The organism is Neglectibacter sp. CSJ-5, from assembly GCF_032490475.1.
GTDB classification, from domain to species: domain Bacteria; phylum Bacillota; class Clostridia; order Oscillospirales; family Acutalibacteraceae; genus Hominenteromicrobium; species Hominenteromicrobium mulieris.
On the sequence record NZ_JAVYJC010000001.1, the window covers coordinates 819,557 to 835,367 of the forward strand.

General features: G+C 53.7%; 15 protein-coding genes and 1 other RNA gene. All 16 read left to right on the plus strand.

Translation table 11 applies throughout. The features are described 5' to 3' along the window. Window position 1: 1 nt before the first annotated feature. The 16 genes from dxs (at window position 2) to rnpB (ending at window position 15,781) form a co-directional block, all read left to right on the plus strand. Window positions 2–1,894: a 1-deoxy-D-xylulose-5-phosphate synthase gene (dxs, locus tag R2K26_RS03745; protein ID WP_316518835.1), complete on the plus strand. Its 1,893-nt coding sequence runs from the start codon at window positions 2–4 to the stop codon at window positions 1,892–1,894. Continuing rightward, a complete protein-coding gene (locus tag R2K26_RS03750; protein WP_316518836.1) occupies window positions 1,891–2,709 on the plus strand; it encodes a TlyA family RNA methyltransferase in 819 nt (272 codons plus the stop codon). The genes dxs and R2K26_RS03750 overlap by 4 nt, the downstream gene beginning before the upstream one ends. Further along, complete coding sequence (locus tag R2K26_RS03755; RefSeq protein ID WP_316518837.1) at window positions 2,706–3,554, plus strand: NAD(+)/NADH kinase; 849 nt, start codon at window positions 2,706–2,708, stop codon at window positions 3,552–3,554. The genes R2K26_RS03750 and R2K26_RS03755 overlap by 4 nt, the downstream gene beginning before the upstream one ends. A gap of 24 nt (window positions 3,555–3,578) precedes the next feature. Next, window positions 3,579–4,034 (plus strand): arginine repressor, encoded by a 456-nt coding sequence (gene argR, locus R2K26_RS03760; RefSeq protein ID WP_176820049.1) that lies wholly within the window; start codon window positions 3,579–3,581, stop codon window positions 4,032–4,034. A gap of 1 nt (window position 4,035) precedes the next feature. Beyond that, a complete protein-coding gene (recN, locus tag R2K26_RS03765; RefSeq protein WP_176820048.1) occupies window positions 4,036–5,712 on the plus strand; it encodes a DNA repair protein RecN in 1,677 nt (558 codons plus the stop codon). Further along, window positions 5,709–6,248, plus strand: coding sequence for a hypothetical protein (locus R2K26_RS03770; protein ID WP_316518838.1), 540 nt, complete (start codon window positions 5,709–5,711; stop codon window positions 6,246–6,248). The genes recN and R2K26_RS03770 overlap by 4 nt, the downstream gene beginning before the upstream one ends. Then, the gene (locus tag R2K26_RS03775) at window positions 6,232–6,486 is read left to right on the plus strand and encodes a DivIVA domain-containing protein (RefSeq protein ID WP_308448244.1); all 255 of its coding nucleotides are present in this window, start codon (window positions 6,232–6,234) and stop codon (window positions 6,484–6,486) included. The genes R2K26_RS03770 and R2K26_RS03775 overlap by 17 nt, the downstream gene beginning before the upstream one ends. A gap of 122 nt (window positions 6,487–6,608) precedes the next feature. After that, on the plus strand, window positions 6,609–7,562 hold the full coding sequence (locus R2K26_RS03780; RefSeq protein WP_316518839.1) for a LysR family transcriptional regulator: 954 nt from the start codon (window positions 6,609–6,611) through the stop codon (window positions 7,560–7,562). A gap of 184 nt (window positions 7,563–7,746) precedes the next feature. Next, window positions 7,747–8,388 (plus strand): redox-sensing transcriptional repressor Rex, encoded by a 642-nt coding sequence (locus R2K26_RS03785; protein WP_316518840.1) that lies wholly within the window; start codon window positions 7,747–7,749, stop codon window positions 8,386–8,388. Window positions 8,389–8,480: 92 nt separating this feature from the next. Beyond that, entirely contained in the window at window positions 8,481–8,723 is a 243-nt protein-coding gene (locus R2K26_RS03790; RefSeq protein ID WP_176820043.1) for a (2Fe-2S) ferredoxin domain-containing protein, read from the plus strand. 113 nt (window positions 8,724–8,836) lie between these two features. Next, the gene (locus R2K26_RS03795) at window positions 8,837–9,223 is read left to right on the plus strand and encodes a thioesterase family protein (RefSeq protein WP_308448246.1); all 387 of its coding nucleotides are present in this window, start codon (window positions 8,837–8,839) and stop codon (window positions 9,221–9,223) included. A gap of 22 nt (window positions 9,224–9,245) precedes the next feature. Continuing rightward, window positions 9,246–10,919 (plus strand): [Fe-Fe] hydrogenase large subunit C-terminal domain-containing protein, encoded by a 1,674-nt coding sequence (locus R2K26_RS03800; RefSeq protein WP_308448247.1) that lies wholly within the window; start codon window positions 9,246–9,248, stop codon window positions 10,917–10,919. Next, window positions 10,912–12,084 carry a SpoIIE family protein phosphatase gene (locus R2K26_RS03805; protein ID WP_176820040.1) on the plus strand — a complete coding sequence of 391 codons (1,173 nt, stop codon included), beginning with the start codon at window positions 10,912–10,914 and terminating at the stop codon, window positions 12,082–12,084. Before R2K26_RS03800 ends, R2K26_RS03805 begins: the two co-directional genes overlap by 8 nt. Window positions 12,085–12,190: 106 nt before the next feature. After that, window positions 12,191–13,639: a 4Fe-4S dicluster domain-containing protein gene (locus R2K26_RS03810; protein WP_316518841.1), complete on the plus strand. Its 1,449-nt coding sequence runs from the start codon at window positions 12,191–12,193 to the stop codon at window positions 13,637–13,639. A 313-nt stretch (window positions 13,640–13,952) separates the two neighbouring features. Beyond that, the gene (locus R2K26_RS03815; RefSeq protein WP_316518842.1) at window positions 13,953–15,413 is read left to right on the plus strand and encodes a nicotinate phosphoribosyltransferase; all 1,461 of its coding nucleotides are present in this window, start codon (window positions 13,953–13,955) and stop codon (window positions 15,411–15,413) included. Window positions 15,414–15,437: 24 nt separating this feature from the next. Beyond that, window positions 15,438–15,781, plus strand: an RNA gene (gene rnpB, locus R2K26_RS03820) — RNase P RNA component class A. Window positions 15,782–15,811 lie beyond the last annotated feature (30 nt).

The following is a 15,811-nucleotide window of genomic DNA, read 5'->3' on the forward strand; positions in this document are numbered from 1 at the left end:
TATGAGCAGATTGCTCAGTAAAATCAAGGCCCCGAACGATGTAAAAAGGCTTGCGGCAAACGAGCTGCCGGAGCTTTGCGATGAGATCAGGGAAGAGATCATCAGCACGGTGGCGGACAACGGCGGCCATCTCGCCTCCAATTTGGGCGTGGTGGAACTCACTGTGGCGCTGCACCGTGTGTTCACCTTGCCGGAGGATTGCATCGTGTGGGACGTGGGGCACCAATCCTACGCGCACAAGCTTTTAACCGGCAGAGAAGAAGCGTTTTCCACGCTGCGCCGCGAGGACGGGCTTTCGGGCTTTCCGTCGAGAGAAGAAAGCGACTGCGACCCGTTTACAACGGGGCACAGCAGCGCGTCCATTTCTTCGGCGCTCGGCCTTTCCGTTGCAAAGGCACTTGCGGGTGACCCCGGCCATGTCATCGCCGTCATCGGCGACGGCGCGTTGACCGGTGGCCTTGCGTATGAGGGCCTCAACAATGCGGGCCGCATCAACCGCAATATGATCGTCATTTTGAATGACAACGCCATGTCCATTTCCCGCAACGTGGGCTCCATTGCGCGTTATCTTTCCTATGTGCGCGCAAAGCCGGGGTATTTGAACGCAAAAGACAGCGTCGAAGCCGCACTGTGCCGCGTGCCGAAGGTGGGCGAGCACATGGCTGCCGAAGTGCGCCGCGTGAAAAACCAAATCAAAAAGAATATTTTCAACACCACGATCTTTCAGGATCTTGGCTTTAATTATTACGGCCCGTTCGACGGACACGACCTGCGCACCTTGACGTCGGTTTTGACGATGGCGCGCGATATGGATAAGCCGGTACTCATCCACATCCGCACCTATAAAGGACGCGGATATAAATACGCGGAGAACGCTCCGAGCGTTTACCACGGCCTTGCGGCGTTTGACCGCGAAAAGGGCGCGGACGAAGCCATTGCCAAGGGCTTTTCCCACGCATTCGGCGAGACGATGTGCACGATAGCCGGTGTAAATGAGAAGCTGTGCGCCGTTACGGCGGCGATGGAATCCGGTACCGGTCTGACGGATTTCCGCGAAAAATACCGCAGCCGCTTCTTTGATGTCGGCATTGCGGAGGAACACGCCGTCACGTTCTGCGCCGGTCTGGCGCGCGGAGGCATGATTCCGGTTTTTGCGGTGTATTCCACGTTTTTACAGCGCGCGTACGACCAGCTCATCCACGACGGCGCCTTGCAGCATCTCAAAATTATTCTGGCCGTGGACAGAGCCGGCGTGGTCGGCGAAGACGGCCAGACGCATCAAGGTGTGTTCGATGCCGCGTTCCTGCGCACCGTGCCGGACATTCATGTGTACGCGCCGACGTATTACGATGAGCTTTCGGACAATCTTGATGACTGTATTAAGGGAGAAAACCACCTTTATGCTATTCGCTACCCGCGCGGCAAAGAACTGTATCGCCCGGAAAACTACACGCTTTCCGGCAAGCCGTTTTATGTGTTCGGTACGGAAGATGCTTCTGTCACGCTTGTGACCTACGGCCGTATGTTCTCGTTTGCGTGCGAAGCGGCGGAAATGCTCGAAAAAGAGGGTATAAAGTGCCGCATCGTGAAGCTCAATCGCATCGTGCCGATCGATCCGAAAGCGGTGGAAACGGTCTTAAGGTGTCCCACGGTGCTGTTCTTTGAAGAGGGCGTCCGCCAAGGCGGCATCGCGGAGGAATTCGGCGCCATGCTGTTGGATCGCAATTTCAGAGGACACTACGAAGTGCACGCTATTGAAAACGGATTCATCAAGCACGCGCCTATGTTCCGCACGCTGCACAAGCTCGGTCTTGACGTAGAGGGCATGGTGAACGCCGTACACATGGCGCTGCAAACCGCAAAAAAGAAAGATGGAAAGGCAGTTTCTATATGAAAAAAAGGATAGACGTCCTGCTTTATGAAAAAGGGCTTGCGCCCAGCCGCGAAAAAGCGCGTACGCTCATCATGGCGGGCTGTGTTTACGCGGATAACCAGAAATTTGATAAGCCCGGCGACACCGTGCGCGAAGACGCAGTTTTAGAGGTGCGCGGCAACACGCTGCGCTACGTCAGCCGCGGCGGCTTAAAGCTTGAAAAAGCTATGCAGCTGTTTCCAATCAAGCTCGAAAACACCGTATGTATGGACATCGGTGCATCTACGGGCGGCTTTACGGACTGCATGCTGCAAAGCGGCGCCTCCAAAGTATACAGCGTAGACGTCGGCTACGGGCAGCTCGCCTGGCAGCTGCGCACCGACCCGCGCGTGGTGAATCTGGAGCGTACGAACGCCCGCTATCTCACACGCGAGCAAATTCCGGAGGAGATTGACTTCTTCTCCGTAGACGTGTCGTTCATCTCGCTCAAAATTATTTTGCCCGCCGTGCGTCCGCTTTTAAAGGACGGCGGCAAAGCCGTGTGCCTTATTAAACCGCAGTTTGAAGCCGGCAGGGAAAAAGTGGGCAAAAAGGGCGTTGTGCGCGACAAAGCCGTGCACGAGGAAGTGGTGCAGATGATCTGCGATTTCGCAGTGAAAAACGGATATTCCGTACTGGGACTTACGTTCTCGCCGGTCAAAGGACCGGAGGGCAACATCGAGTATCTTGTATTCCTCCAAAAAAGCGACGCGCCGGTGAATACGGCAGAAAGCACGCCGCACGAGATCGTGGAAGCATCTCACGCGGCGCTGGACAAAAAGGACGGAGGCTTATGAAAATTGCGGTGATTCCAAATCTGGATAAACGCGATGCGGACACATACACCCGGGAAATTCTGGCGGTTTTGCAGGAAAACGGTGCGGAAACACTCATGCACGAAAAGCACCGCGGGCAGTATGAACACGTCACGTTCTGCAAAAATCACGCCGCACTGGCGGAAAGCTGCGACCTTATCGTTGCGGTCGGCGGCGATGGCACCATCATCCACACGGCAAAGCACGCGTCCGTTGCAGGTAAGCCCATCCTTGGAGTGAACCTTGGGCGGCTGGGCTTTTTGGCGGGTGTGGAGAAGGACGAGCTGCACAAATTAAAGGCGCTCTTTACGGGCGATTACCGTGTGCGCCGCCTGATGATGCTTTCCGTTACCGTGCACAGCGTGAAGGGGGATACAACCTACCGCGCTTTAAACGACGCGGTCGTCTCCGGTGCACAGTCCAGAATTTACGATTTCGGCTTTTCCGTCGACGGTTCCAAGCTTTATAAATTCCGCGCGGACGGCCTCATTTTGGCTACACCGGCGGGCTCCACGGCATACTCGCTCTCGGCGGGCGGCCCAGTGGTAGACCCGGAATCGGAATGCGTAATCTTCACGCCCATCTGCCCGCATGCGCTCTTTAACCGCAGCACGCTGTTCTGCGCAGATAAGACCATCACGGTCAGCACGGACAGCGATTATTCCGGCGAGGTGTATCTCACCATAGACGGTGGCGCACCCATACGCATTCATAAGACGGACACGGTTTCCGTCAGTCGCTCGACCTATTACACTGAGCTTATTCAGACCGACGAACGCAATTTTTACGATATTGTAGACAGCAAATTTATGCAAAGCAGAAATTAAAAGGCAGGAAGGAAGGCAGAAAGCATGAAAACAAGACGCCACGCCAAAATTCTGGAGCTCATCAAAGCACAGGATATCGACACGCAGGAGGAGCTCCTGCGCAATTTGCGCGCTTGTGGCTTCGACGTGACCCAGGCAACCGTTTCCCGCGATATCAAAGAGCTTCGGCTCGTAAAGAGTCTTTCCCCGAACGGAAAGTATAAATATTCCACCGGGCGCGACAATGCCCGCGACATTTCCTCCAAGTTCTATTCGCTGTTCGGCGATTCGGTTATGAGCGTGGAGGCGGCCGGCAACATGATCGTTGTCAAGTGCATGACCGGCATGGCGCAGGCGGTCTGCGCCTCTATGGATACGCTGCATTTCCCGGATTTCATCGGCACGCTGGCCGGTGAAGACACCATTCTCATCATCTGCAAAACGGATGAGATTGCGGAGGAAAAGCAGAACGAGCTCAGAAAGCTGATTGGCGGGGTCTGATATGCTGACGCAGCTTTACATTCAGAATATCGCCGTCATCGAGCAGGCGTCTATCGATTTTGAACCGGGCTTCACCGTTTTGACCGGCGAGACCGGCGCGGGCAAATCCATCATCATCGACGCGATCTACGCCGTGCTCGGTGAGCGCACCTCAAAGGAGCTTGTACGCACAGGTGCGGAGCAGGCGAGTGTTTCGGCACTTTTTACGGATGTTTCTCCGCAGACGCAGCAGGTTTTGCGTGAGCTGGATATTCCGCTTGAAGACGATGGCAGTTTGCTTATTCGCCGTGAGATCCGCCCGCACGGTCGCTCCTCCTGCAAGCTCAACAACATCCCGGCGACCGTTTCCATGCTGCGCGCCGTCGGCGGCACGCTCATCGATATTCTCGGTCAGCATGAAAGCTACAAGTTGCTTTCACCGGAAGTGCACGGCACGTATATCGACAGCTTTGCGGGCGCATACGGTCTGCTTGCGGAGTACCGCGCGGCGTATACGGCGCTGCGCCGCATCAAAGGCGAGCTCGATGCGCTCGAATCCGATGAGGGGCAGAAGTCCCGCCGCATGGATATTTTGCGCTATCAGATTGAAGAATTAGAAGCTGCACAGCTGCGCGTCGGCGAACAGGCAGAACTGACCGAGCGCCGTGATGAGATCCGCAACAGTGAGCGTATCGTGCGCGGTGTGGGCGAAGCCGTCACGCTTTTGCAGGGCGATGAGGACAATGGCGGCGCCATCACGGCCGTATCCGTTGCGGCAGAGTCGCTCGAGCAGGCGGCGCGCTATGCACCGTCGCTTTCAAACGTCGCCGAGCATGTCCGCGACGCTGAATACGCACTGACAGATGCCGCGGCGGAAATCTCCGATTACCTCGATAACGCCATGTTTGACGCAAACGAGCTTGATGAGATTGAAAGTCGTCTGGAAGTTATCTACCGCTTGAGCCTCAAATACGGCGAAACAGAGGAAGAAATGCTTTCGTTCCTCGACCGTGCCCGTGCGGAGCTTTCGGACATCGAGTTTTCCGATGAAAAAAAAGAATTGCTTTTGCAGCAGTATGAGCAGAAGAAAAAAGAAGCGGTGACGCTTGCAAAGCAGCTATCCGCGAAGCGCCGCGCCGCGTGTGAGAGCTTTTCCCGCCGTGTGCGACAGGAGCTTTCAGAGCTCAACATGCCCGGCGTCGTCTTCACCGTGGAGCAGGAGCGCACACCGTTGACAGCCTTCGGCTGCGACCGCATCCAGTTCCTCGTCTCCGCAAACGCAGGTGAGGATCCGAAGCCTATGTCGAAAATTGCGTCCGGCGGCGAGCTTTCGCGTATTATGCTCGCCATCAACACCGTGCTGTCTGAGGATTCCGGCGCGGCCGAAACGCAGATTTTCGATGAGATTGACACCGGCATCAGCGGCGAAGCGGCGAATAAGGTTGGCATCAAGCTGCGCTGCGTCTCCAAAAACGCGCAGGTCATCTGCGTCACGCACCTGGCGCAGATCGCCGCCATGGCGGATAACCACTTGTTTATCGTCAAAAAGCAGGAGAACAACAAAACGTATACGGCGGTGCACACGCTGACGAAAGACGCGCGCGTCCGCGAGATTGCCCGCATTATCGGCGGCGATGACATCACGCCGTTAAAACTCAAAATGGCCGAGGAGATGCTCGGTCGGCCGCATGAATCATGAATGTTAATCCTGTAAAGATAAATAGCCTTACAATCAAAATATGTAAAGCTGTATCACTTGTCAATACGCTCGCGACAATTTGCATTCTGCTTTTGCTTTCGCCGATTCTGTTCGGACAGAACGTACTTGCTGTAAAGCGAACCGACTGTACATGTTATCCCGTAAATTCGCTTGCGTATTACGCATATATGCCGGCCGAAGATTATTTCCCGGGTGACTGCGCGGCGATTCAAACCGAACGCGGTCTGTTGCTGCTGACGCTGACCGAAAACGACCCTGAAGCCCGCGTTTGGCATACGGCGGGGGAATTCAAAGTCTATGCCGAAGTGCCGTATGAATATTTAGAGGGCAAAGTGAGCGCATTCTGCCTGCCGCATATGGGCTTCGTCGCGGATGATTGGCCCGTTCTGTTGCCTATATTTGCAGGGGGCGCGGCGCTTTTCTATGCATTCTCGCGCGTTCTGCCGAAAAAACTATATCAGCCAAAGTACGGCAGAAAGCCGGGGGAGGAGGCCGAAAATGGAGCTGACACCTGAATATATAAAGGCTGTTCGCTTTACAGTTAAGCGTGGCAACACCTACGATGCCGCCGAGGTGGACGCGTTCTTAGACGAACTTTTAGTTGCTGTCACCGCACGGCAAAACACTCCGGATGCCGATACCCTTGCAGCGGTGTGTACCATACGCGCCGAGATGACGGAGCAGATTACCCGTGCAGTACTCGAAGCCGAAAAGCGCATTGCACCCCTGCTTTCGGACGAAAATGCGGTTTAGCCGCCGATTTTTTCGGATTTTACGCTGTTTTTGTGCACAAGTATTTGACAAGAGAGCGGGATATGCTATAATATAATCGAAATAGTGTTATGCCCTTTCAAATATGTCCGTAGGAGAACGCAATGAACATCGCACATCTGAAATATGCGGTGGAAGTAGAGAAGACCGCATCCATCACTAAGGCTGCCGAAAACCTTTTTATGGGGCAGCCGAACCTCAGCCGCGGGATTAAGGAGCTTGAGGAGACGCTCGGCGTCAAGATCTTTAAGCGCACCTCAAAAGGCATTGTGCCAACACCGCAGGGAGAGGAGTTTCTCGGCTACGCCAAGAGTATTCTGGCACAGATCGAAGAAATGGAGTCGCTTTATAAGCCTGAAAAGAATAATAAGCTGAAGTTCAGCATCTCGGTGCCGCGCGCCAGCTATATTGCGGATGCGTTTTCCAAGTTTGTCCGTGAGGCGGATATGTCAAAGGAAATCGAGTTTAGTTTCAAAGAAACGAACGCCATGCGTGCCATTCGCAACGTGGTAGAGGAAAACTACGGCCTTGCCATCGTGCGGTATCAGACGATCTTTGAGAGCTTTTTTACGAACATGCTGCGCGATAAGGGCATGAAGGCGGAGAACATCTGGGAATTCGAGTATCAGCTTCTCATCTCCAAAAACGACTCGCTCTCGCAAAAGGATGTTGTGGATATCGAAGACCTTTCCGGCTATATCGAAATTTGCCACGGCGATCCGTTCGTGCCGTCGCTGCCGATGTCCGACATCAAAAAAGCAGAGATGGACGAAAACGTCACCAAACGCGTGTATGTTTACAGCCGCGGCAGTCAGCTCGACCTTTTGGCGACGGTGCCGCACACATATATGTGGGTCTCGCCGACGGATGTGGAACAGCTTGAACGCTATGAGCTTGTGTTAAAACCGTGCCGCGGCAACAAACACCGCGTGTACAGAGATATTTTGACGTCCAAAAAGGAATATAAATATACGGCGGTCGATAAACAGTTCATCGAAAAGCTGTATGAGGAGCGCGATTTATTGAGCGCAAAGTTCGGCACGCCGCATGCGGAGTAGAAATCCGCCGAAGTTTGATTTAGTTTGTCTGTTTTTTAACGTGTCGTTGGGGCTTTTTTGCTTTTATATCGATGAAATTATATCGATATTTGAAAATGGGTATTCCATTTGGTCGTTTCTTGTGTTAAAGTATTAGATGTTTGGTTTATTTTGATTTTCTGTTTGGATGGGGGTTGGCTGCGTCATGGTGAATCGCAGCATTTCAAAACAAACGCTGCTCAGGTTACCGCTTTACCTGAATTATATGAAGCAGCTCGGCGAAAACACGCCGGAACACATTTCCGCCACGACCATCGCAGAGGCGCTGCGCCTAAACCATGTCGTTGTGCGCAAAGACCTTGCAGCGGTCAGTTCGGCCGGCAAGCCGAAGGTTGGTTACAACACAGAGGCGCTCATCGCAGAGCTTGAGGAATTCTTAGGCTACAATGATGTTGATGACGCCATCATCGTCGGCGCGGGCAAGCTCGGCAAGGCGCTTTTGACGTATGGCGGCTTTAAAGACTGCGGCATGAACATTGTGGCCGCATTCGATATCGATGAAGATGTATGTGAGGAAGATTACAGCGGCAAACGCATTCTGACAATGGATAAGCTGATGGATCTGTGTGAGCGCATGCGCGTGCGCATCGGCATCATCGCAGTCCCGGCAGAAAATGCGCAGGCCATCTGCAACTTGCTCATTGAAAGCGGAATTTTGGCTATCTGGAATTTCGCGCCCGTGCATCTCGATGTGCCGGAGGGCATATTGGTACATAACGAAAACCTCGCCGCGTCGCTTGCGCTCTTATCTAAGCAGCTCAAGGAGAAATTTGACGCCAATACCTAAGTTAGCTTGGCAGAAAAGGAAGATCCCTTTTCTATGCCATTATATAAACAAATAAGTAAAAACCAAAAACTAAGAAACGGAGTTTGATTAGAATGAAAGTTATCATCTGCATCGGCAGCTCATGTCATCTGAAAGGTTCCCGCCAGGTCGTGGAAAAGCTTCAGGCGCTCGTAAAGGAAAACCACCTCGAAGATAAGGTAGAACTCGGTGGCACTTTCTGCATGGGTGACTGCGTAAACGGCGTCAACGTCACCGTAGACGGCGAGAAGCATTCCGTATCTCCCGACACCACCGAGGAATTCTTCCAGAAAGAGATTCTCGCAAAGGTTCAGTAAGCATAAGAAACAAAAATTTAGCCGGTGCAAGAGCCTTTTTGCATCGGCTCTCCGTGCGTAAGCTGCTGTGTGCGGCAAAACGCAGCAGAAAATAGGAAGTAAGGGTGATTAAGTTGTTGACAGCCGGAATGAAAGGCAAAGCCGAGACCGTTGTTACAGAGAAGAACACAGCCAAAGCCATGGGAAGCGGCACGCTGGACGTTTTTGCAACGCCCGCTATGGTCGCGCTGATGGAAGAGGCGGCTTGGAAGTGTGTTGCGCCGGAATTAGAGCCGGGCATGGGCACTGTGGGCACGCTGATGAATGTGCAGCACACGTCCGCAACGCCGCTTAGCATGCATGTTACGGCAGAGTGCGAACTTACCGAAGTGGACAACCGCCGTTTGGTGTTCACGGTTAAGGCGTTTGACGAGGTCGGCCCCATCGGCAGCGGTACCCATGAAAGATTCATCGTCAAGGATGAAAAATTCGTAGCGAAAGCGAACGCTAAAAGAGGATAAGTTAAAGAGAGGATAATAGGGTATGCCAGACTACCTGAAGCTCAAAAAGTCTAACTGTCAGAACTGTTATAAGTGCATCCGTCATTGCCCTGTCAAGTCCATTCGTTTTCAGTCCAGTCAGGCGCATATCGTAAAAGACGAGTGCATTCTCTGCGGTCAGTGCTTTGTCGTATGTCCGCAGAACGCAAAAGAAATCCGAAATGACGTACCGATTGCGGAGATGTTCGTCAAGGGTGAATGTCCTGTGGCAGTCAGCCTTGCGCCATCCTTTGTAGCAAATTACCCGGGCGCTACCATCGAAACGATGCGTGCGGCGCTCAAAAAGCTTGGCTTTGACCGGGTAGAGGAGACCGCCGTAGGTGCGTCCGTCGTCAAGACCGAATACGAAAAAATTATTAAAGAGCGTCGGCAGAGCGTCATCATTTCCACATGCTGCCACTCTGTTAATACGCTTGTGCAGAAGTATTACCCGGAGGCTCTGCCGTACCTTGCACATGTTTTGTCGCCGATGCAGGCGCACTGTAAGATGCTGAAGGAGGAAGACCCGGAACTGAAGACCGTTTTCATCGGGCCGTGCATCTCCAAAAAGGCAGAGGCCGACGAAAGCCCGTATGTGGACTGTGTGCTCACGTTCGAGGAGCTTTCCGCTTGGTTTGAAAAAGAGGGCATCACCGTGGAAGCAGGCGAGGATCACACGGAAGAAAGCCGTGCGCGCCTGTTCCCGACGACCGGAGGCATTCTGCGCACCATGGTGTGCGATGACCCCGAGTATACATACATGGCGATCGACGGCGTGGAAAACTGCATCAACGCGCTTGAAGACATCAAGAGCGGCAAAATGGAGAACTGCTTTGTCGAGATGAGCGCCTGCTTCGGCAGCTGCATCAACGGCCCGGCTATGGATCAGGGTCAGCGTCAGCCTGTGCAGGATTTTATCGCGGTCAACAAGTATGCCGGCAAAAAGGACTTTGTGGTGCCACAGCCGGCTTCCGAAGAGCTCAAGCACGATTTTGATTATATCAGCCTGTATCACCTCATGCCGGGCAACATCGAGATTGAGGCTATCCTCAAAAAGATGGGCAAGACTCGCCCGGAGCAGGAATTGAACTGCGGTGCCTGCGGCTATAATACCTGCCGTGAAAAGGCCATCGCCGTTTATCAGGGCAAGGCGGAGATTTCCATGTGCCTGCCGTATCTGCTCGGCAAAGCGCAGTCGTTCTCCGATACCATCATCAACAACACGCCGAACGGCATTTTGGTGCTGAACGAATCGCTGGAAATCCAGCAGATCAACGCTGCCGCGCGTAAGATCGTGAACGTGAAGCATACATCCGAGGTGCTCGGCAAGCAGGTCATCCGCATTCTGGACCCGCGCGTTTTCATCGACGTCATGCAGTCCGGCCGCGGCGTGCGCGACGAGCGTGTGTACCTTGCGGAATACGGCAAGTATGTCGACCAGACCGTGCTCTACGACCGCAACTATCACATTATCATGTGCATCATGCGTGATGTGACGGATGAAATGAACGAACACCTGAAAAAAGAAAAAATGGGGCAGCAGACGATTGAAGTCACCAACCGTGTGATCGAAAAGCAGATGCGCGTCGTACAGGAGATCGCATCGCTGCTCGGCGAGACCACGGCAGAAACGAAAATCGCGCTCACCAAGTTAAAGGAATCGCTGCAAGATGAATAATCTCTGTACAGATATTGGCTGGATGAGCCTCAACAAAAAAGGTGAACAGCTTTGCGGCGATCACGTTGACATCGTTCCGCAGGGAGAAAATTCCACGGTGGTCGTGCTGGCAGACGGCATGGGCAGCGGTGTTAAGGCAAATATTCTTTCCACGCTGACCGCAAAGATCATCTCTACCATGATGGCGGAGGGGCTGCATGTCGAAGACTGCGTGGAGACCATTGCGTCTACACTGCCCATCTGCGCGGTGCGCGGCGTGGCGTATTCCACGTTCACCATCATCCGAATCATAGAAAATGAAGAAGCGGAGATCATTCAGTATGATAACCCGTTCGTGGTTCTGCTGCGCAACGGCAAAAACTGGGAATACCCGCGCGAAGCCGTCGAGATCGGCGGCAAAACGATCTATAAGACCCGCATCCCGATTCAGAAGGATGACACGTTCATCGCGTTCAGCGACGGCGCCATTCATGCCGGCATCGGCATGTCGCTGAATTTCGGCTGGGAGCGCAAGGACATCATCGACTATATGGAGATGATGTACGACGAAAGCTTCACGGCAAAAACGCTCAATGCGCTGCTGCTCGATGAGTGCAACAAGCTTTACGGCGGCCAGCCGGGCGACGATACCACCGCGGTCTGCGTCAAAGTGCGCGAGCGCTGCTGCGTGAACCTGATGATCGGACCGCCGTCTAAACCCGAAGATCTCGCGAAAATGCACGAGGCGTTCTTCTCGGCACCCGGCAAGCGGATTGTCTGCGGCGGTACCACGTCTACGCTTGCGGCGGAATACCTCAAAAAGCCCATCATCGCACAGCTCGATTACCTCGATTCCGATATTCCGCCCACGGCGAAGGTCGAAGGACTCGACCTTGTCACCGAAGGCGTCATCACCATGAGCAAGGTCGTCGAGTACGCAAAGGATTACCTTGAGGAAAACCGCAAGTACAGCCAGTGGGGCTATAAGCGCGACGGCGCGTCTATGATCGCCCGTATGCTGTTTGAAGAAGCGACCGATATCAACTTCTTTGTCGGTCGTGCGGTAAACCCGGCGCACCAGAACCCAAATCTGCCCATTAACTTCAACATTAAGATGCAGTTGGTCGAAAATCTCTGCACCTCGCTCGAGAAGATGGGCAAAAAAGTTAAGGTATCTTACTTCTAAGCGCAGAAAAGCTTCTGCGTATAGAGTGTCTCGGCACTCTAAGGAAGATTTGAAAAATATAGAAAAGGAAGTCTCTGTCCAAAGCAAGAAAGGTTTGATGTGAAGAATGAGAAAGTTTGATACGAAGATCCAGTATTTGAAGTATAAGGTCCTGCGCGAGGTCGCACGTTACGGTTTTGAGGATAACCTCGACGCCGCATACTATGAGATTCCGAAGCTGATCGTCAAAGAAAAGCCGACGATGCGCTGCTGCATCTACAAAGAGCGCGCCATCGTTGAGGAGCGCATCAAGCTCGCTATGGGCGGCGACAAGAAAAACCCGAACGTCATCGAAGTCATCGAGATTGCCTGCGACGAATGCCCGGTCAGCGGCCATGTCGTCACAGAGTCCTGCCGCGGTTGTCTTGCACACCGCTGCGAGGACGTATGCCGCCGCGGTGCCATCACGTTTGATGAGCAGCAGAAGGCGCACATCGATAAGTCGAAGTGCGTAGAGTGTGGCCAGTGCGCAAAGGTATGCCCGTACAGCGCCATCATCAACCAGAAGCGTCCGTGCGAAAAGGCCTGCAAGATCAAGGCCATCAGCATGAGCAGCGAGGAGCATCGCGCAGCGCATATTGATAACGAAAAGTGCATCTCCTGCGGTGCATGCGTTTACCAGTGCCCGTTCGGCGCAATCGTCGATAAGTCCTTCATTCTCGATGCTGTCAACCTCATCAAGGGCAGCCACGAGAATCAGGACTACAAGGTTTACGCGGTCGTAGCACCGTCTATCTCCAGCCAGTTCAGCTATGCAAAGCTCGGCCAGGTCATCACCGGCATTCAGCGCCTCGGCTTCTATCATGTCATCGAAGCGGCGCTCGGCGCAGATATGGTTGCGTATAAGGAAGCGGCAGAGCTTGCGGAAAAGGGCTTCCTCACAAGCTCCTGCTGCCCGGCATTCGTTTCCTACATCAAGAAGAACTTCCCGACCATGGTTGATAAAATCTCGCACAACCTGTCCCCGGCAGCTGAGATCGGCCGCTACATCAAGGAGACCACTCCGGGCGCAAAGGTCGTTTTCATCGGGCCGTGCACCGCGAAGAAGATGGAGTTCAAGGAAGGCGAGCCGGCAAGCCGGTACATTGACTGCACGCTGACGTTTGAGGAGCTGCAGGCACTGTTTGACAGCCGCAACATCGACCTCACCACGCTCGAAGAAGGCGTGCTCGATAACGCCTCCTACTACGGCCGCATCTTTGCGCGCAGCGGCGGTCTGTCCGACGCGGTTGTGGAAGCACTCAAGGAGCAGAACAACGAAGATTTCAAGCTCAACGCCATCGCATGCGACGGCATCGAAGCCTGCAAGGCGGCTTTGCTGCGAGCCTCCAAGAATGTTCTGCCGAACAACTTCATTGAGGGCATGGCGTGCACCGGCGGCTGCATCGGCGGCGCAGGCTGTCTGACCCACGGCGAAAAGAACAAGGCAGATGTCGATAAGTACGGCAAGCAGGCGATGGAGAAGACAATCCTCGACGCCATCTCCGTGACCGATGTCGGACCGGAAGCCGAATAATTAACCGAAATGAGATCCGGTCTGCTGTGCTTGCAGGCCGGATTTTGTTCTGTTCCGAAAAAACGCGTAAACTGTACGTGGTGCTAAACTTTTAACAAAACATTTTGCAAAGACGCGCCGTTTTCCGTGCAGATGCAGATTTTTTCGGTTTGCCGTGAGTTTTCATTGTACTTTTCAAAAAATTGCGGTATAATAATACAAATCGGCTTAAAGCGCTGCTTTTGGCCGTGTGTGGTAAAAAACAAGGCGTATGAGGAAACACCTCACTCCCGGAGAAAGGAATGCTTTCATTTCAGAAAGCGGTGGCTGAATTATGGCACAGAATCTCTCTAACGATCATATTAACCTGACCATGCTGACGGATTTCTATGAGATCACTATGGCAAACGGCTATTTTACCAATGGTTTTAAGGATACCATCGGCTACTTTGATATGTTTTTCCGCAAAGTTCCGGACGGCGGCGGATTTGCCATTATGGCAGGCGTGGAGCAGCTCGTCAATTACTTGAGTGAGCTTTCTTTCACGCAGGAGGATATCGATTACCTGCGCTCCAAGCACATTTTTCGCGAAGAGTTCCTCGATTATCTGAAGAACTTCAAGTTTACCTGCGATGTTTGGGCTGTGCCGGAGGGCACACCGATCTTCCCGGGTGAGCCGATCGTCACCGTGCGCGGCCCGGTCATTCAGGCACAGTTTGTGGAGACCATGGTTTTGCTGTCCATCAACCACCAGAGCCTCATCGCAACGAAGACAAACCGCATCGTGCGCGCTGCGGACGGCAGAGCGGTTATGGAGTTCGGCTCCCGCCGTGCACAGGGCTTTGACGGCGCCATTTATGGCGCGCGTGCCGCATATATCGGCGGTTGCGTCGGCACTGCCTGCACCATCAGCGACCGCCGTTTCGGCGTTCCGGCGCTCGGCACCATGGCGCACAGCTGGGTACAGCTTTTTGACAGCGAATACGAAGCGTTTAAAGCGTATGCCGAAGAATATCCGCACAACTGCACGCTGCTCGTCGATACATACAACGTATTGAAATCCGGTGTGCCGAACGCCATCCGCGTCTTTAACGAAGTACTCGTGCCGCAGGGCTTCCGCCCGGCCGGCATCCGCATCGACAGCGGCGACATCACGTATCTTTCCAGAAAAGCGAGAAAGATGCTCGACGATGCCGGCTTTGAAGACTGCAAGATCTGCGCATCCAATTCCCTTGATGAGTACATTATCCGCGATATGCTCATGCAGGGCGCAAAGGTCGATTCCTTCGGCGTAGGCGAGCGTCTCATCACGTCCTCCAGCGAGCCGGTGTTCGGCGGCGTTTATAAGCTGGCGGCTGTTGAAAAGCCGGACGGCACCATCGTTCCGAAGATCAAGATCAGCGAAAACGTAGCAAAGATCACCACACCGTGCTTCAAGGAGGTTTGGCGTATTTTCGACCGCGAGACCGACAAGGCCATTGCGGATGTTATCACGCTGAACGACGAGGTCATCGATGACGAGAAACCGTATACGATCTTCGACCCGAACCACACGTGGAAGCGCAAGACCGTGGAGAATTTCCGCGCCGTGCGCCTGCGCACCCAGCTGTTTAAAAACGGCGAGTGCCTGTATCAGCCGCGTGCCTTAAGCGCCATCCGTGCGCATTGCCTCGCGCAGGTCGATACGCTGTGGGAAGAAGTAACGCGATTTGAAAACCCGCACAGCTACTATGTGGACCTTTCCCAGAAGCTGTGGGACGAGAAAAATCGCTTGCTTTCCGAAAACCAGTATTAAAATCCAATCATTTCACAAATTTTGCGAGTAAGCCGGACAGCTGCGGGTGTACGCCGAAAGGCCGCATCTGAGGAAAGTCCGAGCTCCACAGGGCGAGAATAACGGCTAACGGCCGCCGGGGGCGACCCCAGGGAAAGTGCAACAGAGATATACCGCCTGCATTGCAGGTAAGGGTGGAAAGGTGCGGTAAGAGCGCACCGGCGCGCAGGAGACTGCGCGGCCATGTAAACCCTATTCGGAGCAACATCGTGGAGAAACATATACGTCGGCCCGGCGGTTTCGAGGAGATGGCTTGAGCTGCACGGCAACGTGCAGACGAGAAAGATGGTTGTCCAAGACAGAACTCGGCTTATAGGTTTAGTCGCAATCTTGAATAAAAGGGGACAGAGAGTGCAAGC

Bases quoted from the DNA above. Each gene is read 5' to 3' on its own strand.
- argR (WP_176820049.1), top strand. From the start codon at position 3,579: ATGAAAACAAGACGCCACGCCAAAATTCTGGAGCTCATCAAAGCACAG.
- R2K26_RS03770 (WP_316518838.1), top strand. From the start codon at position 5,709: ATGAATGTTAATCCTGTAAAGATAAATAGCCTTACAATCAAAATATGT.
- R2K26_RS03810 (WP_316518841.1), top strand. From the start codon at position 12,191: ATGAGAAAGTTTGATACGAAGATCCAGTATTTGAAGTATAAGGTCCTG.
- R2K26_RS03755 (WP_316518837.1), top strand. From the start codon at position 2,706: ATGAAAATTGCGGTGATTCCAAATCTGGATAAACGCGATGCGGACACA.
- dxs (WP_316518835.1), top strand. From the start codon at position 2: ATGAGCAGATTGCTCAGTAAAATCAAGGCCCCGAACGATGTAAAAAGG.
- R2K26_RS03800 (WP_308448247.1), top strand. From the start codon at position 9,246: ATGCCAGACTACCTGAAGCTCAAAAAGTCTAACTGTCAGAACTGTTAT.
- R2K26_RS03775 (WP_308448244.1), top strand. From the start codon at position 6,232: ATGGAGCTGACACCTGAATATATAAAGGCTGTTCGCTTTACAGTTAAG.
- R2K26_RS03750 (WP_316518836.1), top strand. From the start codon at position 1,891: ATGAAAAAAAGGATAGACGTCCTGCTTTATGAAAAAGGGCTTGCGCCC.
- R2K26_RS03790 (WP_176820043.1), top strand. From the start codon at position 8,481: ATGAAAGTTATCATCTGCATCGGCAGCTCATGTCATCTGAAAGGTTCC.
- recN (WP_176820048.1), top strand. From the start codon at position 4,036: ATGCTGACGCAGCTTTACATTCAGAATATCGCCGTCATCGAGCAGGCG.
- R2K26_RS03815 (WP_316518842.1), top strand. From the start codon at position 13,953: ATGGCACAGAATCTCTCTAACGATCATATTAACCTGACCATGCTGACG.
- R2K26_RS03785 (WP_316518840.1), top strand. From the start codon at position 7,747: ATGGTGAATCGCAGCATTTCAAAACAAACGCTGCTCAGGTTACCGCTT.
- R2K26_RS03780 (WP_316518839.1), top strand. From the start codon at position 6,609: ATGAACATCGCACATCTGAAATATGCGGTGGAAGTAGAGAAGACCGCA.
- R2K26_RS03805 (WP_176820040.1), top strand. From the start codon at position 10,912: ATGAATAATCTCTGTACAGATATTGGCTGGATGAGCCTCAACAAAAAA.